This window comes from Tardiphaga sp., assembly GCF_044336785.1.
Classification (GTDB): Bacteria; Pseudomonadota; Alphaproteobacteria; order Rhizobiales; family Xanthobacteraceae; genus Tardiphaga.
Map to the genome: position 1 here is coordinate 1 of NZ_JBIIOT010000084.1, position 21,562 is coordinate 21,562.

Below are 21,562 nucleotides of genomic sequence, written 5' to 3' on the forward strand. Positions count from 1 at the left end.
GACGCCGCTGCGCGGCTCCTCAGGATGAGGGACGGAGAAGCGAGCTGGGATTACTGTCCCGAGCAAGTCCAGCCAAAAATACCCCATCGCTTTATGAGTCAGACTCTGAGGAGCCGCGCGTTTGCCCGGCGTCTCCCAGCGAATGGCGAAGCCATTCGCAAGGGATGGGCGACACACGCCATGGTTCGAGACGCGCGCCAATAAGCGCGCTCCTCACCATGAGGACAGTGGTCGTCTGAAATAAGCCTCGTGGATTAGTTCGGCGGGACGATCGTCCCTTCGACTGCGCCAAAACCGACGCGGTAGCCGTCGCCCTGGCACCAGCCGCGGATCGTGAGCGTGTCGCCGTCTTCGAGGAATGTGCGCTGGCCGCCGCCGGGCAGATCGAATGGTTCGGCGCCATTCCACGAGATTTCGAGCAGGCTGCCGCGCTGATCCCGCGCGGGACCACTGATGGTGCCGGAGCCCAGGAGATCGCCGACAGTCATCGCGCAACCACTCGAGGCGTGGTGCATCAGCTGCTGCACCGACGACCAGTACATGTATTTGAAATTGGTGCTGCAGAGCGCCGCCGGCTCCGATGCGCCCGACGCGCGCAGATCGACATCGAGCTGAAGATCGTAATTCTGCGCGCTGTGCTGCTGCAGATGCGGCAGCGGCACCGGGTCCTGCACCGGACCATTGAGGCGAAACGGCTCCAGCGCCTCGCGCGTCACGATCCACGGGCTGATCGACGTCGCAAAGGCCTTGGCGAGGAACGGGCCGAGCGGCACATACTCCCATTGCTGGATGTCGCGCGCGCTCCAGTCGTTGAGCAGCACGAAGCCGAAGATCATCGCCTCGGCCTGCGCCTCGGTGAGCATGCCGCCGATGGCGGAGGGCTGGCCGACCACCACGCCCATTTCCAGCTCAAAATCGAGCCGCCGGCACGGGCCGAAGGATGGCACGGCCGCATCCGCCGGCTTCAGCTGGCCGCGCGGGCGATGCACCTCGGTGCCGCTGACCACCACCGTGGAGGCACGGCCGTTATAGCCGATCGGCATATGCAGCCAGTTCGGCTGCAGCGCATTGTCCTTGCCCCGGAACATGACGCCGACATTGCTGGCGTGCTCCTTCGACGAATAGAAATCGGTGAAGCCGGCCACCTGCAACGGCAGATGCAGCGTGACATCGGCCAGCGGCAGCAGCGCGCGCTGGCGCAGCCCGGCATTGTCCCGCAGTTCCGGATGATCATGGCGCAGCAGCTGGCTGATCCGCGCCCGTGTCGCGGTCCACGCTTTGGGGCCCAGCGCCATGAAAGCGTTGATCGACGGCTGCGCAAACACAGGCCCACCGACATCGACCAGCCCTTCGGCCTCGAGCAGCGCCAGATCCAGCACGAATGTGCCAATAGCGATACCGACCCGCGGCGGCGTGCCGGCTGTCGAGAACACGCCATAAGGCAGGTTCTGGATCGGAAAATCCGATGCCGGATCAGTCGCGATGAAAGAACGGAGGGAGGGGTCGTTGGGGTGCAATTCAGGGGAGTGCATGGAGCAAGACACCGGCTTGAGGAGCCGATGGTGCCCAGGGGCGGGATCGAACCACCGACACTGCGATTTTCAGTCGCATGCTCTACCAACTGAGCTACCTGGGCGCCGACCCGGCAAGGCCGGGTGAGCGGCCGGTTTATAGTCAGGCAAACCGGCGCTGTCCACCCGCATGACAGCGATTTTACAGAGAGAATTTTGCCGACAAAACAAGGCGGAAGCCCGTGCCCGCGGCAACGGGCCTATTCGCCGTCGTCGTCTTCGGCCGGACGCCCCGGAATCGCGTAATTGCCGGACAGCCAGCGATTGAGATCGACGTCGCGGCAGCGCTCCGAGCAGAACGGTTTTGATGCCTCGATCGACGGCTCGCCGCAGATCGGGCACGGTTTTGCGGCGCGGACCGCGCCTGGGGCCTTAGCTTGCATTCAACCAGCCGAAACGGATCGGGAAACCCTCGCCACCGAGCAGAGCGGTGGTTTCATACAGCGGCAGGCCGACCACGCTCGAATAGGAGCCGACCAGTTTCACCACAAAGGACCCCGCAATGCCTTGGATCGCATAGCCACCGGCTTTGCCGCGCCACTCGCCCGAGCCGATATAGGTCGAGATATCGTCCTCGCTGAGCCGCTTGAAACGGACGCGGGTCTCGACCAGGCGCTGGCGAAACCCCTCTTTCGGCGTGACGAGGCAGATCGAGGTGTAGACGCGGTGATTGCGGCCGGACAGCAGCCGCAAACACTGCGAGGCCTCGTCCACCAGTTCCGCTTTGGGCAGGATGCGGCGACCGACCGCCACCACCGTATCGGCGGCCAGAATGAAGGCCCCCTGCAGCTCGTCATCGAGCTGGACCGATTTCAACGCCGCCTCGGCCTTGGCGCGGGCCAGGCGATTGGCGCAGGCGCGCGGCAGTTCACCGCGCTTCGGGGTCTCGTCCACATCGGCCGGACGCAGCGCATCGGGCTCGATACCGGCCTGATTGAGCAGGCTGACACGGCGGGGCGAACCGGAGGCGAGAACGAATTTGGGACGGCCGAGCATGCGGGGATGTTGATCCTGAAATTGCGGCCGGAACGTATCGGAAGGGGTGGGCGGCGGCAACCGCTGCCAGCCGTCAACTCCACCTGTCACCGCCCGCGAAAGCGGGCGATGACAACCAGGAACTCGGAGCAAGCCCCCTCACGGCTTCGGCCGCGCAAACCGCTTCCGTATCCGCATCGACAACCCGTCCATCACCTCCCGATACGCGGCGAGCTTCTGCTCGCGATTGCCCTGGGTGTCCGTGGGATCCACCGTCGGCCAGTATTCCACATCCGCCGCCATGGTCCGCGTCAGCTCCAGCGCCTTGTGATGCGCCTCCGGGGACAAAGTGATGATGAGATCGAAATTCATCCCCTCCCAGTCCTCGAGCTCCTCGAAGGTCATGGGACGATGTTTCGACAGATCCTGCCCCATCTCGGCCATCACAGCGACGACGAACGGATCGAGTTCGCCCTTCTTCACGCCGGCGGAGCGGACATAGAGTTTCTGCGGAAACATCTGCTGCAGCAGGCTCGCCGCCATCGGCGAGCGGACGCTGTTCTGCCCGCAGGCGAACAACACGGCTTGTGGCGTTCGCACAACAGGCGGCGCCGACACGGGCTACGCCCTTTTTGAAGAAAGCATGGCCTTTGCGGAAAACCGGCATCCACTTTTCCGGGCCATGCTTAACCCTTCCAGTGCAGGACGGAGATCAACGTAAACAGCCGCCGCGCCGTTTCGAAATCGACGCGGACCTTGCCGGACAGCCGTTCCTGCAGCGTGCGCGAACCCTCGTCATGGATGCCGCGGCGACCCATGTCGATGGCTTCGATCTTGTCCGGCGTCGCGGTGCGGATGGCCTGGTAGTAGCTGTCGCAGATCATGAAATAGTCTTTCACGATCCGGCGGAACGGCGTCAGCGACAGCAGATGCGCAACCACGGGCGTGCCGTCTTCCTTGCGGATGTCGAACATCAGCCGGCTGCCGGTGATGCCGATATGCAGCGTGAACGGACCCGCCGCCGCGCCTTCCGGCGCGAACAGGTTTTCCTCGATCAGGTCGTAGATCGCGATCGCGCGCTCATGCTCGATATCCGGCCCGGAACGACCGATCGATTCCTCATCGAGCGTCACCGCCACGATGCGATTATTGGTGTCGTTCCCGGCTGCGGAGGAATCATTCATTGCAGATTGAGACGTAACCCAACGGACCGTGCGTGGGCATCCAGACCTTCGGCCTTGCCCAGCGTCATCGCAGCCGGTCCCAGCGCTCGCAGCTGATCCGGCCCGCACTTCAGGATCGACGTTCGCTTCATGAAGTCAAGCACGCCGAGGCCCGAGGAGAACCGGGCGGAGCGCGCCGTGGGCAACACATGGTTGGAGCCACCGACATAATCGCCGATCGCCTCCGGCGTATGACCGCCCAGGAAGATGGCGCCGGCATTGCGGATTTTCGCGGCGAACGCGTCCGGATCGGCGGTCATGACTTCGAGATGTTCCGCCGCGATCGCATTGGCCAGCGGCACCGCAGCATCGAGCTGGTCGACCAGAATGATGGCGCCGAATTCCTCCCACGAGGCGCGGGCGATGTCGGCGCGCGGCAGCGTGGCGAGCTGCGCCTCCACGGCCAGCACGACATCATCGGCCAGGCGCTTGCTGTCGGTGATGAGGATCGACTGCGCATTGGTGTCGTGTTCCGCCTGCGCCAGCAGATCGGCGGCGATCCAGTCGGCATTGGCGGTGTCATCAGCGACCACCAGCACCTCGGACGGGCCCGCGATCATGTCGATGCCGACGCGGCCGAACACCTGTCGCTTGGCAGCGGCCACATAGGCATTGCCGGGGCCGACGATCTTCGCCACAGGGGCAATGGTGGCGGTGCCGTAAGCCAGCGCCGCCACGGCCTGCGCGCCGCCGACGCGGTAGATTTCCGAGACCCCGCCGAGCTTGGCTGCGGCCAGCACCAGCGGATTGAGCTTGCCGCCCGGCGACGGTACCACCATCACCACGCGATCGACACCGGCCACCTTGGCCGGAATGGCATTCATCAGCACCGACGACGGATAGGCGGCGGTGCCGCCGGGCACATAGAGGCCGACCGCCTCGATGGCGCTCCAGCGCCAGCCGAGCTCGACGCCCGCCGCATCGGTGAAGCGCTCGTCCTTCGGCATCTGGCGTTGATGGAACAGCTCGATGCGGTCGCGCGCAAAGCGCAGCGCGTCCACGGTCTCGGCGTCGCACGCCGCGACGGCGGCATCGATTTCGGCCGGCGTGACGCGCAGGCCCGATGCCTGCAGGTCGAGTTTGTCGAACTTCCGGGTGGCCTCCAGCAATGCGTCATCGCCGCGTGCAGCGACATCATCCACGATCGCCCGGGTAGCCGCCTCGATATCGGCGGCAACCTCCCGCTTCATGGCAAGGAAGGCTTTGAAACGCTGAGGAAAATCAGCGCTGGCGGCATCGAGGCGAAGTGGCATTGTGGTATCCCGGCGGAGCTTGAAAGCGGCTCCCCTGCTCAATGGCGCGGGTGGTCGGTGGCGTCACGGCTGGGGCTTCTTAACCCTCCCCCTTGTGGGGAGGGTCGGCCGAAGGCCGGGGTGGGGGTCCCCACGTGACGTCAGAGTTTGCGGAAGCACCCCACCCGTCTCGATGCTCGCTGAACGCTCGCTTCGATCCACCCTCCCCGCTGCGCGGCTTCGCCGCTTGGGGGAGGGAAAGGATCCGCGCTACGCTTCCAGCCCCGCCTCTTCCTCACCGCCGAGCTCATCCGGCCCCAGATCCGCCAGCTCGCATTCGAGGCATTCGACATCCAGCCGCAGTGCGCCGCGGCCGTCGAACAGCAGCAGGGCATTGCCGCCCGGCGCCTCGCTTTCATTGAACTCGATACCCAGCAGCTTCAGCGTCACATCCCCGCCATCGAGATCGATATCGCGGGATTTACAGGCCAGCACGCGGTCGAAGCGCAGTGCGGAGAGCAGCCGGCGCGACGTCACGTCGCCGGAGATCGACTGGTCCCAGTCGAGCCGGTTCAGGCCGATGACGAGGCGCTTTTCACCGGGCCGCCAGACGATATCGCTGACGACGACCTCGGCATCCTGCACATGCGCAGAGATCACCGCGAGGTCGTCCGCATCCAAGGCTATGAGTTTGCGTCGACCTGTCACGATGTCCCCTTCAAAACACTATCCGCTGATCCGCTCGATCTGCGCGCCGCAGGCCGAGAGCTTTTCTTCCAGCCGCTCGAAGCCGCGGTCGAGATGATAGATGCGATTGACCATCGTCTCGCCTTCGGCGACGAGGCCGGCGATCACCAGCGACACCGATGCGCGCAGATCCGTCGCCATCACAGGCGCACCGCGCAGCTTGCCGATGCCGTCGATGGTCGCGGTCTCGCCATCCAGATGGATGCGCGCGCCAAACCGGGCCAGCTCCTGCACATGCATGAAGCGGTTTTCAAAGATCGTCTCGGTGATGTGCGACGACCCTTTGGCCGTCGTCATCAGCGCCATCAACTGTGCCTGCAGATCGGTCGGGAAACCGGGAAACGGTGCCGTTGCAACATTGACGGCCTTGATGCCGGCGCCGTTGCGGGTCACGCGGATGCCCTCATTGTTCGGCGTCACCGTGGCACCGGCTTCCACCAGCACATCGAGCGCCGACTGCAGCAATTCCGGCCGTGCACCGGATAGCTGCACATCGCCGCCGGTCATCGCCACCGCCATCGCATAGGTACCGGTCTCGATACGATCCGGCAGCACGGTGTGACGGGCGCCATGCAGCTTGGCGACGCCCTCGATGGTGATGGTGGGCGTGCCGGCGCCACTGACGCGCGCGCCCATCTTGTTCAGGCAATCGGCGACATCGACGATCTCCGGCTCGCAGGCCGCATTGGTGATCACCGTGGTGCCCTTGGCCAGTGTCGCTGCCATCAGCGCCACATGGGTGCCGGACACCGTGACCTTGGGGAAATCGATCTCGGCGCCCTTCAGGCCGCCCGGCGCCTTGGCAATGACATAGCCGCCATCGATGGCCAGCTCGGCGCCGAGCTTTTCCAGCGCCATGATCAACAGGTCCACCGGACGGGTGCCGATGGCGCAGCCGCCGGGCAGCGAGACCTTGGCCTCGTGCATGCGCGCCAGCAGCGGCGCGATCACCCAGAACGATGCGCGCATGGTCGAGACCAGCTCGTAAGGTGCCGTGGTGTCGATGATATTGGCAGCGGAAATATGCAGGGTCTGCCCCTGATATTCATGATCGCCCGGGCGCTTGCCGGCCGACATGATGTCGAGGCCGTGATTGCCGAGAATACGCTGCACCTGCGCGACGTCGGCGAGACGCGGCACATTGTCGAGGATCAGCGTCTCGTCGGTCAGCAAGGCGGCGATCATCAGCGGCAACGCGGCGTTCTTCGCCCCCGAGATCGGGATCGTGCCATTGAGTTTGTTGCCGCCGACGATGCGAATGCGATCCATACTGATTCCCGCTGAATGCTGAGCCCCGGAATATAGAGCCAATGGCCCCGGGTCTAACAGACCCGTTTGCGCAAAAGCTTCGCATTTGCGGCTTTTCGATGGGAACCGGATTGGGGAGAAAGGGCCGAATCGGCCCGTTATGCCCCAAGCCGGTTGATATCGGCCGTCTCCAGCACGGGTTTCGGATAACCGTTGCGCACCGACCGGATCATCGCGCGTCCGAGCTTCTCGCTGGAGGTGACGTAATTCGGCGCGATACGGTTCAGCAGCGACCACAGCGGCGCGGTGACATTGTAGATCGCCTGAATCCACCCCGTCTTGGAGCGGACGCCGTGCAGCGGCTGGATGCCGCCGGGACGGAACATGTAGGCGGACTTGAAGGGGAGCCTGAGCAGGTCGTTCTCGGTCTTGCCCTTGATCCTCGCCCACATCACCTTGCCCTGCTCGGACGAGTCGGTGCCCTGTCCGGTGACATAGACAAAGCTCATCGCCGGGCTGAGCCGGACCAGCCTGTCCGCGACAGCCAGCGTCATGTCATAGGTGATGTGGCGATACTCCACTTCGTTCATCCCCAGCGACGATACGCCGAGACAGAACAGGCAAGCGTCATAGCCTGTCAGCTCCGACGCGATGGCCGACAGGTCGAACAGATCCTTGTGCGTGATCTCGCGCAGTTTCGCGTGCTGCTGCCCCGTCGGCGTGCGGCCGATTGCGAGCACGCGCTCGACGCCGGGATCCAGCAGGCATTCGCGCAACGCACCCTGCCCGACCATGCCGGTCGCACCGAAGACAATGACTTTCATGGCAGACCTCACGCCGCGATCGCGCGTTGATCGAACGACACACCCGCAAGCGCGGCTGAGACATCCCACAGCCGAGCGGCGACGGCAGCATCCAGCGCCTGCGGCATGATCTTGGCCGGCGACGGAGGACCTTTCATTTCAAAGAACCGCTTGGGTCCGTAATAGCTGGCAATATCGGCATCGGGCGATGTCGCCGCAAACAGGGTCGGCATGGCGCCAGCGGCGGCGGAATGGCTCGCCAGAGGCTGCAATACCTTGCTCGCCTGCCACAGGATGCCGCGACGGCCCGGACCGTTGGCGATGAGATCCGTGCGCGCATAACCGGGATGCGCGGCATTGCTCATGATGCCCCAGCCGCCAGCGTCGCTGCGACGCTGAAGCTCGATGGCAAAGATCAGCATCGCAAGCTTCGACTGGCTGTAGGCGCGCATCGGCTTGTAGAACACCGTGCCTTGCAGATTGTCGAAATCGATCATGCCGGTGCGATGCGCGAGGCTGCTGAGATTGACGACGCGCGGCGCCTTGCTGCGGCGGAGCAGCGGCAGCAGGCGCGCGGTGAGCGCGTAATGCCCGAGATAATTGGTGCCGAACTGCATTTCGAAACCGTCGGCCGTGGTCTGCCGCACCGGCAGCGCCATCACGCCGGCATTGTTGATCAGGAGATCGAGCGATTTGTACATCGCGCCGAACCGGCGCGCGAAGGCCGATACGGAGTCAAGACTGGCGAGATCAAGCTGCTCGTAGCTGATGATCGCGTCGGGATAACGGGCACAGATCCGGTCGATCGCCTCAGAGCCCTTGGCGTCGTTACGCCCGGTCAGCACCACCTCGGCGCCAGCCCCGGCCAATGCCAGCGCGGTTTCAAAGCCGAGCCCGCCGGTCGCCCCGGTGACCACGGCGAGTTTGCCGGCCATGGGCGGAATGTGGTCAATGCTCCAGTCCGTCATGCTTATATCTCCACGAACGAGAAGTGTTGCGCGGTGCAGCCGCCGGACATAAATATGCACTCAGTGCAAACTTGCAATAGGTGCAGATCGAGGATTGTCGTGACTGCCAGGAAGCCGGCCAAGCCCAAGACAACACAGGCGAAATCGGCGATTGCCGCTGCCACGCCGCCGACCGGGCTGCGCGAGCGCAAGCGCCAGCAGACCCGCGAGCGGCTGACCAAGGTCGCCATGGAGCTGTTCCTGAAGCGCGGTTTCGAGGAAACCACGCTGGACGACATTGCCGCGGCCGCAGAAATCTCACGCCGCAGCTTCTTCCATCATTTCGCGTCGAAGGAAGACCTGGTTCTCGCCTGGCAGGACGCCAGCACGGATTTCCTCGTCGCCTCGATCACCGCCCGCCCTGCCGACGAGCCAATGCTGCTGGCGGCCGAGAATGCGCTGCTGTCGATGGCGCAGCAGCTCGAGAGCTCGGAGGCAATCGCCATTGCGCGCCTGAAGCACGGCACGCCGTCGCTGCGCGCGCGCGATCATGTGAAATACGAGAAGATGGAGCGCGCCATCGCGGCCGCCCTCGGCGATCGCGCCACAGGGCCCTCCGGACCATTGCAGGCGCGGCTGGTCGCCATGATCACGACGGGCGCGATGCGGATCGGCGGCGAGATCTGGCTGGCGCAGGATGCCGGCGAACGGCCGGAAAAACTGATCAGGCGCACCTTTGCCGAGATCCGGGCGATCCTCGATGAATCGCCCGCGCCAGGGAGCAAAACCTGACCGGGCTCAGGCCAAACCGCCTTGCAGCGGACGAAACTTCCGGACCGCAAGGAAGGTTGCCGCAACGAACAGCACCAGCACGATGCCCTGCACGATCGCGAAAGGCGGTTCGGAGGGCGGCACGCTCGGCGCCAGCGCGTGCAGCGGCGGGACCTTCAGGAAGCTCTGGATGATCAGCACGAAGATGTTGAGATAGAGCGAGGTCATCGCGGTCACCACATAGATCCAGCGCCAGGATCCCGCGAGACCGCGGCCATAGAGCGCGAGGCAGGCGATCGCCAGCAGCACCAGCGAGATGATGCCGATCACGTGCGACGGCAGCAGCTTGTCGACCGGAAAGAAGAAGCCGGTGACGCTGGTGAGGATCGTGGTCAGCAGGAAGATGCCGGTCCAGCCGGGCATCGGCCGGGATTTGAGCAGACCAACCATGGCGATGAGGCCGGTGACAATGGCGATCAGACTGATCACCACATGCAGCAGCGTGAACGTCGCAAGACTCATACCCAGAACCATAATGCCCCCCTGCCTTGGAAGGCTTCAAATCTAGGGTGCGGACTTGATATTTAGCAACGGTGAAGCGAATGGCACTTGCACGAATTTACGGCCATTCGCACCAGGGGCCTCAATAATAGCGCGGGATCGGTCCGTTATGCGGCGTCATCCGGTCCGACAGGTCGAACATCACCTCGTCCACATAGCACCAGCCCCAGCCTTCCGGCGGATCATAGCCTTCGATGATCGGGTGCCTGGTCGCGTGAAAATGCTTGGTGGCGTGCTGGTTCGGCGACTGGTCGCAGCAGCCGACATGGCCGCAGGTCCGGCACAGGCGCAGATGCAGCCATGTGCTGCCGATCTTGAGGCAGTCCTCGCAGCCGAGCGCGCTCGGCGTCACATCGCGGATGCCGGAGACATGGGTGCAGCGGATCGTCATCGCTCGCTTCTCCTACAAAGTCGGCCGCGACGCATCGCCGAGAAAGCCATGCAGTGCCGCCACCACCTGCGCGCCTTCGCCGATGGCGCCGCCGACGCGTTTGACCGAGCCGGAGCGCACATCGCCCACCGCATAGACGCCCGGCACCGAGGTCTCCAGCGCCTGCACCGCGCGGCCATTTGCGGCGACACCGGTGAGAACGAAGCCGCCGCGATCCAGCGTCACGCCGCAATCGGCCAGCCAGTCGGTGGCCGGATCGGCGCCGACGAACAGGAACAGATTGCGGATCTCGGACGTCTCGTCCTGGCCTGACAGGCGGCTGCGCAGCGTGACCCGCGACAGGCCGGCCTCGGGATCGCCATCCAGCGCGACGACTTCGGTGTTGAAGACCAGTTCGATATTCGCCATGGATTCGATGCGGTCGATCAGATAGCGCGACATCGAGGCCGCGAGCCCGCCGCCGCGGATCACCATCCGCACCCTGGCCGCCTGGCCGGCGAGAAACACCGCCGCCTGCCCGGCCGAATTGCCGCCACCGACCAGGATCACCTCCTGCGCCTTGCACAGCCGCCCTTCGATGGGGGACGCCCAATACCAGACACCACGGCCTTCAAAATCCTTGAGCCGGTCGATCTCCGGTCGTCGATAGCGCGCGCCCGACGCGATCACGATCGACCGCGCCTTGAGGACTTCGCCATCATCCAGCGCAAGGCCGAACAAGCCATCCTTGCGCGAGCAATCCAGCTGGCCGACCGTGACCGGAATCATCACATCGGCACCGAATTTCTGTGCCTGATTGAAGGCGCGCGCCGTCAGCGCATGGCCGGAAATGCCGGTGGGGAAGCCGAGATAATTCTCGATCCGCGCGCTGGCGCCCGCCTGCCCGCCAAATGCGCGCGAATCGCACACCGCGATGGAGAGCCCTTCGGACGCGCCATACACGGCCGTCGACAGACCGGCAGGACCGCTGCCGACGACGGCGACGTCGTAGACCTTGTCCCTGTCGATCGGCCGCAGCATGCCCATGGCATGCGCCAGTGCCGACAGAGTCGGATTGCGCAGCACCGAGCCATCCGGCACCACCACGAGCGGCAATTCCTGCGGCGACGGCGCATAGCGCGCCACGACGTCGCCGGCGTCCTTGTCCACCTGCGGATCGAGCAGGTGATAGGGATAGCCGTTGCGGGTGAGAAAGCCCTGCAGCCGCACCATGTCGCTAGCCGTGGCCGAGCCGATCAGCGCCGGACCGCCGACGCCACCCTGCAACAGATTGACCCGGCGCAGGATCAGCGCGCGCATGATGCGCTCGCCGAGATCCGCTTCGGCCACCAGCAATGCGCGCAGTCGCTCCGGGGGAATCAGCAGCGTCTCGACATCGCCTTCGGCACGGCCATCGACGAGCGCCATGCGGCCGGACAGCTGGCCGATTTCGGCCAGAAACTGCCCGGCGCACTGATCCGCCACCGGCGAGACACGCCCGAAGCCGTCGCGCTGGGTGACGCAGACATGGCCGGACAGCACCACGAACATGCCAGGGCCAGGCTTGCCGGTCTCGAACAGCATGTCGCCATCTTTATAGAGAGCGATCTCGCCGAACCGGCGCATCCGCTCGATCTCGGCAGCAGTGAGCGACGGAAAGGTCTGGTCATAGCGCGGCGTCAGCATCGCCACCTTTTTGTGTTCGGGGATGTTGTTCGGGTCCATGGACTCTCGCCTACCTGCTGAATGGGGCCGATTATTCCCGGTCGGGCGCGTCCGATCTTGAACGATCGTCCGCAGCTCTATCCGGTTCCGATGACACCCCGGCTTCTGCCGCGGCCAGATCGGCCCGGCCGCGCAGCTGAGACTTGCGCTTTTTCAGATTGTCCCGCAGCGCCTGACGCAGGCGCGCCTGGCGGGCTTGATCGCGCTCATTCGGGCTTTGGGGTGGACGGTCGGCCATGCAGCGGCTTTACAGAACAGTGGGGAATTCAGCGATCTGGATACTCTTCTAGCATCCCTCGCCGGTCTGAACGAGCCGCGTTCATTCGCGCGTCGTGCCGGAAAAGCCGGCAGCCGGAACCGGTGACAAACGCTGTCCCGTACAAATCCTTCATAATGATGCCGCCGAATGCCGTCCCGCGCTTGCACCATGGAAGAGGGTGTGGCAGAGAACGCCTCGCTTGGTGGGCCGCCCTCAGGGCCGATTCCCGCAACCAGCACGCTGCCGTAGCTCAGTGGTAGAGCACTCCATTGGTAATGGAGAGGTCGACAGTTCAATCCTGTCTGGCAGCACCATTCCCTTCGAAGAAAATGCTCAGCTTAAACATACACTTATCGAGGTTTCTGCGCGGCCTTCGCTGAGGTCAGTTTCAAGCAGATTGAGCTGTTTCGACCAGAACAGATCGTGAAGCTCTGTGTCAGCTGGCACAGTTTTGGCACAGGTGTTCGGACTTCGTTCGCTATCGCGAGACCGTCCTGTCTCGGAGACGCTTCGCGCCAGCGGGCGATCGATCCACACGACGGGCCAGGCGAGCTACACGGCACCCCAGCGGTCCGCACGCCAAGACGCTGGGCGTCGCTCCAAGGAACCGTCGAGCGAGAATGCCTGGCGTTGAAGATGCGCCGTGACAACTGCCGGAGCGTCCCTCGCTGCCCCACCCCCAAGCGGCGAATCGGAGACCCGCTGGTGAAGCCGTCTGCCGACAGGAGCCATCGCTTTCCAGCCGCCTCGCACCTCGCTGAAGGCCGCGCCCTGACGGCGAGACCTGTCACGTTCACCGTCCATCGCGGCCCATCGTTCTCTCCCCCGCTCGAAACGGGCGGTGGATGCCCATCACTTTGGTGGTCTGAATACACGACCGGGCGACGATCGGATTTCCCGGTCCACGATGGGAGCGCATGACGAAAGGCTTCGGCGCTCAGTCGGACATGTCGTGGCGTTTAACGAGAGCCCGAGGCGCCGGGGGATGCCGGAGCGTGCGCGCCGGGCCTGCCGCGAAAGCAAGGAGAAGCCGCTCTGACGCGCCACATTACAACCTCCCCGCGCAAGCCGGCTTCTCTGCCTGGTCGCCTGGCGCTCCAAAATTGTGAAGATCGAAACCCTTCATTGGAAGCCTTGGCTACAATGAACAGCGGGCATCCGCCACGCGTCTCGCCCCGTTACGACCTCGACGATGGTTGCATCTCCGGCGCCCGATCGGCTGCAAACGCAACCGATCGGCGCCTTTTCGAGCGGCGATCTTGGATCAGGCGTGCCAAGCCGCCGCTATGGCGCTCTGGACAGACTGATCCTGCGGCATAGAGGCGGATGTCGATGTGGGGTCGAACGACGGGTGTGTCGACGTGAACGAGGCCATCGCTTGTACGAGCTGGGAAACCTGATTGTCGAGCGTGAGCCCCCCGGCTTTGATCTCGTCGAGCTCGCGGGAGCTTCCCGCAAACCAGTCCTTGATGGTGGCATTCGTGTTGCTCCCGACGACGTCGATCCGCAGGTCGTTGCCACTCTGCCTGAACCAGAGATCGTCGTGCTCGATGCTCCCCGAGAAGTCCAACTTGTCGACCGAGCCGTTCGTCTGGTTGGCGTAGATCGAGGCTTGCCCGCTGGTTGAACCAACGAGATAGCGGTTCTCGATGTCGCCGCCCGAGGCCGTTTCCGGTCCCGCGCCGAATTCGAACGTGTTCGACCCAAAATTGCTGCCCGACATGCTGGCGTACTGGCCGCCGATCCACGTGAAAGGCATGGGCGCACCTTGCCCCAAAGTGAGGACTGTCCCGTCGTAAAAATTGATTGAAGTGAGGCCACTTGTTGTTCCAGACGGCCCCGTGCTGAGAGCGTTGTGGAAGTTGAGACCTTTCGATCCGTCGCTGCGAAAGTTGACCGTCAGGTCGCCGTATCCATTGGCCTGCAGGTAGACGTCCTGGGCAGTGATGCCCTGACCGAACTGCAGGAGACCTTGACCGCCGTTCAGATTCACGTGCGCATAAGCGGCCGTGTAATTGTAGATGATACGGTTCACCGGAGAGCCCGCCACCCCCGTCAGATTGGCCAGAGTGACGCTTCCGCCCCCAGCCGTGATCTCGAACACGTTCGACCCCTGGCTGCTGGCGGTGAGATTGTAATTATTGCCGTTGCCCAGCCACGTGAAGGTGAGCGGACTTGAATGTGTGGTGTCCTGCCCAAGGTGAAGGGCGGTACCGTCCGCGAACGACAGCTCATCGATAGCCGACACGACCCGACCATCGGGGGAAGTCGTCAGAGCGTTGTGGACGAGTATCTGCTTGTCGGGATTGCTCCTGAACCGCACCATCAGATCGCGATAGCCGTTCGCCTGCAAATACACGTCACCCGCTGCGATCCCGCTACCGAACTCGATCTCCGCAACCGAGTTATTGACCTGTACGTCCGCTGAGCCGGCGCTGGCCTCGTACCGAAGAGTATTTCCGCCTGAGGCGCCGAGTGTCAGGCTACCGTTGCCGCCGGTAAGCTCGAATACGTTACGACCATCGGCGCTTCCGGTGAAATTATAGTTGTTCGAGCTTCCGAGCCAGGTGAACGTGATTGGAGCAGGATGGGACGCTGTCTGACTGAGTTGGAGGATCGTGCCGTCGGCGAAGGACAGCGCCTCGATTCCGCTCAACACGTGGCCGGCGGCATCCCTTGTAAGCGCATTGTGGACGAGTATCTGCTTGTCTGGGTTGCTTCGAAACCGCACGAAGAGGTCATGCCACCCGTTCGCCTGCAGGTAGACATCGCCGACAGAAAAACCGCCGTCAAGCAAGATGCTCCCCGTTGCGCCGTTCAGGTCCACATCGGCGGACCCGGCCGTATTGCCGTACTTGATCATATTCGTGCCGAGCACGCCGGCGTTTCCAAAACGGACGCCGCCGGCGCCCGCGGTCAATTCATAAACGTTTGAACCGAACTTGCTGCCGCCGAGATAGTAATTGTTGCCGTTGCCCAGCCAAGTAAAGGTGATCGCGCCCTGCCCTTGCGGCGCGGTCTCGCCAAAATAGACCTTCTGGCCGTCCGTCGTCGCGACATATTCGACGGCACTTTGGACCTGACCGCTCTGATCGATGCTCAATGCATTATGTACCAGAACGAAAGAGTCTCTTCCGCGAATCCTGACAGATAGATCGCCGTAGTCGTTCGCCTGCCAATAGACATCCGGCATCGAGAAACCGAACATGGTGATGCCGCCGACGCCGTTGTTCACGTTGATATCGAGATTGCCGGCGCCGGGACGGTAATAAACGGTGTTGAACGTGTCCGGACGGTTTCCGAACGAGATGCCGCCGCCGCCGGCAATGATCTCGAACACGTTCGAGCCGAAATTGCTTCCTCCGAGGTTGAAGTTGTTGCCCTCCGCATACCAGGTGAACGTCATCGGGAGCCCTTGGCCTGCAAAGGGCTGCCCCAAAGGGATGTAGTTGTTGCCTAGTCCGATGTAGCGGATGCTGCTCGAAACGCCCCACGGGTTAGCCGCCAGAGCCTGCGCGACGGTTATCGACTGATCTGAGCCCACAAAGCGGATGAACAGGTCCCCGTTCCCGTTAGACTGATAATAGACGGCGGTAGCGTCCCCTAAAGGCAACAGCATAGCTCCATGGCCGCCGTTCAGATGAATGCTGGTATTCCGCGGCAGTTCCGCAAAACTCACCGTGTTGTCGAACTGACCAAACGTGATGTCGCCGCCGACTACGCCGGTGAACACGTTGTCGCCGTGGCTGCTGCCAACCAGCGACTGTCCGGGCTGGGTCGCCGCAATCTCGAACGGGATCGCCGAACCTTGTCCCGGCGAAGGCTGGCCGAGGACCATTGTCGAGCCATCAGCAAAGCCGAGGATTCCAACGGAGCTCGAAGCTCCCCATGCGTTCTGCGTCAGCGCGTCGGGAATCGTGATTGTGTCCGCGCTATTCCGGAGCGCGATGATCAATCCATTGCTGCCATACGGACGGAAGATCAGATCGCTGCGGGAGATACCGGGTCCGAACACGACCTGGCTGGTCGTGTTAGCGATCGTCAATTGTCCCTGGCCTCTACCGAAATGCACGGCGTTGGCCGCCGACGAGATGGCAGCCCGATCCCATGTGCTGCCATCAGCGAAAGCGATCTGGTTGATGCCGTAGACGGATGTCCCGCCGTTGTAGAACTGCGAATTGACCGTGAAGGAGTCTCCTGTCGCCGGCACCGAGATGATCAGTTTGTCTCCTGACCTGGTCAGACTTACGTCGCCTGGGTTTACCCCCCGTAAGACCAGGGTATCGTCACGTTGATACCCGGATCCGGAATTGTCCAGCACGTCGTGGCCGTCCCCGCGCGCGAACACGATCCGGTCGGCGCCCGAACCGGTGACGTTGAGATAATCATCACCTTTGCCTGGAGTGATCGTGTAGCCCGTGGCGGGCAATGAAAGGTTGTCGTTCCCTATGGTCCCAGTCATGACGTTGGGCGCTGACAATGCCGCGATGACATCGGACTTCATCCATGAAGTGCCATCGGCAAAGTCGATCGATTTCAAAACTCCGAATCCAGAGTCGCTGAATTCGCCAACGATCGTAATGGTCTTCCCGGTAGCCCCGATCGATATCACAAGATCAGAACCGTCATCGGGCCGGGAAACGGTAACATCGGTCGCGTCGAGATCCGTCAGCCTCAGTGAAGAGGCGACGCCTCCGTCGTCGATGACCACGTTTCCGCCGGTCGCGGCCGCGTAGACGTAGACGTCGCGCCCGCCTTCACCGTCCAGATACTTGTCGCCCGCGCCGGCATCGATCGTGTCGTTGCGGCCGCCATAGCCATAGACGTATCCGCTGACCGCCGCGCTCGCCTGTGCGAGAAGGTTATCCTGGATTTGGTTCATCGATAGGGTGACGCCATCGGAGAACTGGATCGTTTTGATCGAATTCCAGGGGTAGAAGGCGCCACGAACGAGGACACCGCGTCCCGTCGTCGTGTTGGTCATCGACAGATCGTTGGACGTGCCCTGGCGAAGGAAGGAAACCTCCGACGATGCGATGTCCGCGAAGACGACACGCGAGTTCGCGCCGCTCGCATCGTCGACCACATCGTTGCCGCCCGCGGATGAATAGACATAGGTGTTGGCTCCACCCTTACCGTTCAGGTATTTGTCACCCGAGCCGGCAACGATGGTGTCGTCCTCGCCGTCATACCCGTAGATAGAGCCCGTGGGCGCTGACGTTCCTTGCGCCAGAAGCGCCGCCTTGATGTCGGCAGTTGTCCAGGCGATGCCATCCGAGAAGCGGATCTCTTCGAACGAACCGTCCCCGCTGTAGCCGAACTTGCCTCCCAGGGTGACCGTCTTGCCGGTGGAATTGACCGTCAGGACGAGATCCCGTCCTCCATCCGGCCGCGACAGCGTGACGGCGGTGGATGCTATGTCGGTGAACACGATCTTGGAAGAGCTCTCCGCCGAATAGATCGCGTCGTTACCGCTGGTCGATGCGTAAAGATACGAGTGAGGGCGCCCGTCGCCGTAGATCGTCTGATCGTGCGTATCGAGCACGATCAGATAGCCCGGCGTGGAAGTCAGAGCGGTCTCATTAATGGTTTGCCTAGTCAAGACGGTGCCGTCTGCAAACTCCAGCGCACCGATGCCGCTGGCATCGTCGACGAACTGCGCTTTCACCGTGATCGTCTCACCCGTCGAGGTCACGGTGATGATCAGATCGTCCGCATCGCGGGCGAAGGTGATGTCCGATGATCCGAGGTCCGACAACTTGATTCGATTGGTCGATGGCCCCGTATCCGTGACGTCGTAGGTGTCATTGCCGTCACCCAACCGATAAACGAACGTGCTACCGCTGGAGGAACCATCCTGGAGAAGATCGTCACCATGCCCCAGAGTGTAGGTCTCGCCGGTATATGTTGGCTGCAGGATCACGTCGTTGCCTGCCGTACCAACGAAATAGCCGGATTGCCCTGCCAAAGCCGCCAGTTGCCACTGGCTGAGTTCGCTGCCGTCGGAGAACGACACATTCTGTACACCGTTGCCGCCGAACTGATTGGTTAGCGTTATCGTGCGGCCGGTCGCGGTGACGTGAAGGACTAAGTCGTCACCGACGCGAGCGTAGGCGACATCAGACTGCGAAAGGTCTGTCAGCAGAAGTCCAGATGCACCGAAGCCGTCGATGATCGCGACGTTACCATCTCCTGAAGAGTATACGAAAAGATCGGCGCCACCGCCGCCGGTGAGTGTATCGTTGCCAGCGCCCGCGAAGATGATCTCATCGCCACCGGTGCCGATCACTCCGCTTCCAGAAGCCGTCAGCGACCTGCCGGTTAATATTCCGGCTGATACGAGGGTGACCCAACCGCTCGGAAGCCCGGCCGAGGACGCGGCGGACTGAAGGGCTTGGACAAGCGCCTGACGGTCCGACCCAAAGAGGTCTCCGCTCAAAGCACCGATTACACGCGACACGTAGTCGAAATAAGCCTGCTTCCCAGGACCATTCGTCGGAGCCGCGGCGAATGTCGATTGCAGCAGACTCGCAAAGTTCACAGTGATCGCGTCGTCGGTCGTGAAAAACTGAATCGCCGCGGCGATCGCCGCAAGCGGATGCTGCGCGACCGCAGCCTGGGACATACCATTGGCCAAGGCGGCTTCCGGCAAGGAAGCCACGAAACGAACCTTCATGGCATCGATAATCGTCCAGTAAGCTTGTTCGATACGAGCGGCGGTCTGCTCGTCCAGCTCAGCCCCAGGATCGTTTGCTTCGGCGAAACTCTGCCCGAAGAACTTCTCTACCATCGCCAGATGGCGCGCATTCACGAGAGGATCGTGCCCCGCCGGATCCACGCTGCGGACACCTGCCCACGTCTGGACCAGTCCTTCGAAGGCATCGTCGAAGGCCTGACCGGACATCGCCCCCGAATCGAGGATGAGGGTTTTGACGGCCATCAGTAGGGCCGGATCGAGTGTCATTGCAATCTTCAGGTCGGCGACCCGGCCATAGCCCGTCAGTGCCGGTAGCGTGTCTGCGGCTGCCGAGATCGTGAAGCCAGGCGGAACGACCGCGCGCGTGAGTAGGGTATCCGTTTTGAACGCCACCTGGAAGAGATCGCCGATGGAGCCGTCGGCACGTGTGAAAGACCCGGTCCCCGTCACGCTATTGCCGTTGATGCTGTTCGATGACTGCTGATGGGACAGATTAATGGAAGCGATACCGGCTTCCTGCAGCGTCAACAACTCGCCAGAATCCATCCTGCCGTCACCGTTTGCATCGACCCACACGCGCAATGACGCGGACGCCACGTCTGCCTGAGAGACCCGGCCGTCCGCGTTCGTGTCGAACGCCTGAAGGGCACCGAAGCCGTCGTTCGTGGCAGCACCCAGGATTGCGCCTGCTGCCGAAGCGGTCGGCGCGTTGACGTCGACCAGAATGCCGGTCTGCTGATCGACCCAGCCAGTCCGTTCGGCGAAGCCTGAGCCGCTGAAATCGATGTATGTTTCGGACATTTCGACATCGGTGAGGTGAAGTCCGTTTCCTGTGAGATCGAGCACAATCGGATCGCTCGTCTTCAAAGGACTTTTGCCGCTGTTGATCGGCGACTTCTTCGGCCCCTTAGGGTCATGTGGATTGCCGGTGTCGAATTGTTTACCTTCAGCCGGATCGAATGTACTGCCATAATTCGGAAGATATCCGCTACTTGGAGCCGTTGGCTCGACCTTCACGGCATTGCCATCGGCGAGGTCTCCGGGCGAAGGCAGGTCGATCAACTGAGCCGCTGTAGCAAGGCCCTGCATGGCAGCCTTGTAGCCGTCCCAAGCGCTTTGCAGCGGCCCGACTGGATCCCGGTTGATCAAGCCCACCGAGTCCATAGGTTCGTTCTTGTTAATGAACGTCAGTCCCAGTTGACCGTTCTGGTAGCCATCGACGTGAACCTGGAAGTCCCCGTACGCCGTCGTGATCTTCACATCGAGCGTGTTGGCCTTCTTGTCCCAGTCGTACTCGACCGTAAAGTCACCGATATCGGAGCGTAGCGAAGACAGACTTCGGTTGGTGACGACAGCTGAGTCGGCTGGACTTCCCGGATTGACCACCTTGATGATTGTGGCCGAGACGGCAGATGTCGAGAATACGGCTCTGACGTGGTCCTTATCCTTGACCTTAGGAGTATCGTAAATGACGCCGTCGAAACTCCAGTCAAGCGGCTGGATACCTCCTGTTAGGACAATGCCTCTTGTCAGAGCGGATGCGTCGCTCGCGCCGACTGTATTTGCTAGGCGTAATACCAGTCGATCATCGTCTCCAGCATTGCTGATGTTGAACTTCGCGTCGGTCCCTTGCTTGATATGCGTACCGTTGCCGATGACGAAGACGTCTGCCCCTTTGCCGCCGACGTAACGATCACCTTCACCATTGCTGACACCGCCATCAAGGACCGCGCCTCCGCTACCGGCGAATAATTGATCCGTTCCGTCGCCGCCTATCAAAGCGACTTTTGTGGCCCCGCCAGTAATTGTGTCGTTGCCTCCGGCACCATCGACAATTTGCAGAGACGATGAGGCGGCGCTTAGATTGTCAGCTTTAGCCGAGCCAATAAATTTCTCGAAGTTCTTAAATTTCAGAGTTCCGGTTGCTCCGGTCACTCCGCTATCTTTCATAACTAACGGTGCGGTGAAGGCGGAAAGATCTAAAACGTCTGAAGTGCCACTTGGATTAGCGCCGCCATTAAATAAAGGCGCTTTTGAAAGGTTCACAGTCGACTTTACCTCTATCGTGTCAGCACCGTCGGAGAGGTACAATTCCTCTATAGAATGCAGTATATCCGTTTGCCCATTGCGCTTAATTCCGAAGTATGGGTCGCTCCCACCCGATGAAACTTGGCTGTTCGGCGCGCCGCTCGCTCCGTCAAATTCGAATGTCGCGCCATTCAAATCGTCGTAGCGAACGGTATCCTTGCCTTTCCCGCCGTCGAGATAGTTTTTTCCGAGGAATCCAGTGAGTGTATCTTCATCGTCTCCCCCGAGGAGATAGTCATCATTTGGGCTGCCCCTCAGAATATCTATTCCAGGCCCGGCTACGATCACGACCCCGTTTGATGTGTAAGATCCGAGGTAATAGTGATTCTGACGAAGAAGAAGCGA

General features: G+C 62.2%; 16 protein-coding genes and 2 tRNA genes. 2 read left to right on the top strand and 16 right to left on the bottom strand.

Annotation, left to right across the window (positions count from 1 at the left end; translation table 11 throughout):
• Positions 1-254: 254 nt before the first annotated feature.
• The 11 genes from fahA to ACIQ2A_RS20165 all read right to left on the bottom strand — a co-directional run bounded on the left by fahA (position 255) and on the right by ACIQ2A_RS20165 (position 8,767).
• On the bottom strand, positions 255-1,532 hold the full coding sequence (fahA, locus tag ACIQ2A_RS20115; protein ID WP_398482597.1) for a fumarylacetoacetase: 1,278 nt from the start codon (positions 1,530-1,532) through the stop codon (positions 255-257).
• Positions 1,533-1,560: 28 nt separating this feature from the next.
• Positions 1,561-1,636 (bottom strand) — tRNA-Phe (locus tag ACIQ2A_RS20120).
• Between the two features lie 135 nt (positions 1,637-1,771).
• A complete protein-coding gene (gene yacG / locus ACIQ2A_RS20125) occupies positions 1,772-1,954 on the bottom strand; it encodes a DNA gyrase inhibitor YacG (protein ID WP_398482599.1) in 183 nt (60 codons plus the stop codon).
• Positions 1,944-2,567 carry a Maf-like protein gene (locus ACIQ2A_RS20130; protein ID WP_398482601.1) on the bottom strand — a complete coding sequence of 208 codons (624 nt, stop codon included), beginning with the start codon at positions 2,565-2,567 and terminating at the stop codon, positions 1,944-1,946. The genes yacG and ACIQ2A_RS20130 overlap by 11 nt, the downstream gene beginning before the upstream one ends.
• 138 nt (positions 2,568-2,705) lie before the next feature.
• A complete protein-coding gene (locus ACIQ2A_RS20135; RefSeq protein WP_398482603.1) occupies positions 2,706-3,164 on the bottom strand; it encodes a low molecular weight phosphatase family protein in 459 nt (152 codons plus the stop codon).
• Positions 3,165-3,232: 68 nt separating this feature from the next.
• Positions 3,233-3,730, bottom strand: coding sequence for a UPF0262 family protein (locus ACIQ2A_RS20140; protein WP_398482605.1), 498 nt, complete (start codon positions 3,728-3,730; stop codon positions 3,233-3,235).
• Positions 3,727-5,022 (bottom strand): histidinol dehydrogenase, encoded by a 1,296-nt coding sequence (hisD, locus tag ACIQ2A_RS20145; protein ID WP_398482607.1) that lies wholly within the window; start codon positions 5,020-5,022, stop codon positions 3,727-3,729. Before hisD ends, ACIQ2A_RS20140 begins: the two co-directional genes overlap by 4 nt.
• Positions 5,023-5,271: 249 nt before the next feature.
• The gene (locus ACIQ2A_RS20150; protein ID WP_398482609.1) at positions 5,272-5,709 is read right to left on the bottom strand and encodes a DUF2948 family protein; all 438 of its coding nucleotides are present in this window, start codon (positions 5,707-5,709) and stop codon (positions 5,272-5,274) included.
• Positions 5,710-5,727: 18 nt separating this feature from the next.
• Entirely contained in the window at positions 5,728-7,017 is a 1,290-nt protein-coding gene (gene murA, locus ACIQ2A_RS20155; protein ID WP_398482611.1) for a UDP-N-acetylglucosamine 1-carboxyvinyltransferase, read from the bottom strand.
• A 137-nt stretch (positions 7,018-7,154) separates the two neighbouring features.
• Positions 7,155-7,820: an NAD-dependent epimerase/dehydratase family protein gene (locus ACIQ2A_RS20160; protein WP_398482613.1), complete on the bottom strand. Its 666-nt coding sequence runs from the start codon at positions 7,818-7,820 to the stop codon at positions 7,155-7,157.
• A gap of 8 nt (positions 7,821-7,828) precedes the next feature.
• Positions 7,829-8,767: an SDR family oxidoreductase gene (locus tag ACIQ2A_RS20165; protein ID WP_398482615.1), complete on the bottom strand. Its 939-nt coding sequence runs from the start codon at positions 8,765-8,767 to the stop codon at positions 7,829-7,831.
• Positions 8,768-8,866: 99 nt separating this feature from the next.
• Between ACIQ2A_RS20165 and ACIQ2A_RS20170 the strand changes: the two genes are divergently transcribed.
• Positions 8,867-9,538: a TetR/AcrR family transcriptional regulator gene (locus tag ACIQ2A_RS20170; RefSeq protein ID WP_398482617.1), complete on the top strand. Its 672-nt coding sequence runs from the start codon at positions 8,867-8,869 to the stop codon at positions 9,536-9,538.
• A gap of 6 nt (positions 9,539-9,544) precedes the next feature.
• Here the strand turns inward: ACIQ2A_RS20170 and ACIQ2A_RS20175 are convergent, their stop codons facing one another.
• The 4 genes from ACIQ2A_RS20175 to ACIQ2A_RS20190 form a co-directional block, all read right to left on the bottom strand.
• Positions 9,545-10,051: a hypothetical protein gene (locus ACIQ2A_RS20175; RefSeq protein WP_398482619.1), complete on the bottom strand. Its 507-nt coding sequence runs from the start codon at positions 10,049-10,051 to the stop codon at positions 9,545-9,547.
• 109 nt (positions 10,052-10,160) lie between these two features.
• Positions 10,161-10,469, bottom strand: a complete 309-nt coding sequence (locus ACIQ2A_RS20180) for a UBP-type zinc finger domain-containing protein (RefSeq protein WP_398482621.1) — start codon at positions 10,467-10,469, stop codon at positions 10,161-10,163.
• Positions 10,470-10,481: 12 nt separating this feature from the next.
• The gene (locus ACIQ2A_RS20185; protein WP_398482623.1) at positions 10,482-12,173 is read right to left on the bottom strand and encodes an FAD-dependent oxidoreductase; all 1,692 of its coding nucleotides are present in this window, start codon (positions 12,171-12,173) and stop codon (positions 10,482-10,484) included.
• A 31-nt stretch (positions 12,174-12,204) separates the two neighbouring features.
• Positions 12,205-12,411, bottom strand: coding sequence for a hypothetical protein (locus tag ACIQ2A_RS20190; RefSeq protein ID WP_398482625.1), 207 nt, complete (start codon positions 12,409-12,411; stop codon positions 12,205-12,207).
• Positions 12,412-12,671: 260 nt separating this feature from the next.
• On the opposite strand from ACIQ2A_RS20190, the gene ACIQ2A_RS20195 reads away from it, so the two are divergent.
• Positions 12,672-12,746, top strand: a tRNA-Thr gene (locus tag ACIQ2A_RS20195).
• Positions 12,747-13,696: 950 nt separating this feature from the next.
• Here the strand turns inward: ACIQ2A_RS20195 and ACIQ2A_RS20200 are convergent.
• Positions 13,697-21,505 carry a calcium-binding protein gene (locus tag ACIQ2A_RS20200; protein WP_398482627.1) on the bottom strand — a complete coding sequence of 2,603 codons (7,809 nt, stop codon included), beginning with the start codon at positions 21,503-21,505 and terminating at the stop codon, positions 13,697-13,699.
• Positions 21,506-21,562 lie beyond the last annotated feature (57 nt).

Excerpts from the sequence above, each read along its gene's own strand:
- ACIQ2A_RS20165 (WP_398482615.1), bottom strand. The coding sequence starts at position 8,767 with ATGACGGACTGGAGCATTGACCACATTCCGCCCATGGCCGGCAAACTC.
- fahA (WP_398482597.1), bottom strand. The coding sequence starts at position 1,532 with ATGCACTCCCCTGAATTGCACCCCAACGACCCCTCCCTCCGTTCTTTC.
- ACIQ2A_RS20180 (WP_398482621.1), bottom strand. The coding sequence starts at position 10,469 with ATGACGATCCGCTGCACCCATGTCTCCGGCATCCGCGATGTGACGCCG.
- ACIQ2A_RS20185 (WP_398482623.1), bottom strand. The coding sequence starts at position 12,173 with ATGGACCCGAACAACATCCCCGAACACAAAAAGGTGGCGATGCTGACG.
- ACIQ2A_RS20190 (WP_398482625.1), bottom strand. The coding sequence starts at position 12,411 with ATGGCCGACCGTCCACCCCAAAGCCCGAATGAGCGCGATCAAGCCCGC.
- murA (WP_398482611.1), bottom strand. The coding sequence starts at position 7,017 with ATGGATCGCATTCGCATCGTCGGCGGCAACAAACTCAATGGCACGATC.
- ACIQ2A_RS20130 (WP_398482601.1), bottom strand. The coding sequence starts at position 2,567 with ATGCTCGGCCGTCCCAAATTCGTTCTCGCCTCCGGTTCGCCCCGCCGT.
- ACIQ2A_RS20175 (WP_398482619.1), bottom strand. The coding sequence starts at position 10,051 with ATGGTTCTGGGTATGAGTCTTGCGACGTTCACGCTGCTGCATGTGGTG.
- yacG (WP_398482599.1), bottom strand. The coding sequence starts at position 1,954 with ATGCAAGCTAAGGCCCCAGGCGCGGTCCGCGCCGCAAAACCGTGCCCG.
- ACIQ2A_RS20160 (WP_398482613.1), bottom strand. The coding sequence starts at position 7,820 with ATGAAAGTCATTGTCTTCGGTGCGACCGGCATGGTCGGGCAGGGTGCG.
- ACIQ2A_RS20140 (WP_398482605.1), bottom strand. The coding sequence starts at position 3,730 with ATGAATGATTCCTCCGCAGCCGGGAACGACACCAATAATCGCATCGTG.
- hisD (WP_398482607.1), bottom strand. The coding sequence starts at position 5,022 with ATGCCACTTCGCCTCGATGCCGCCAGCGCTGATTTTCCTCAGCGTTTC.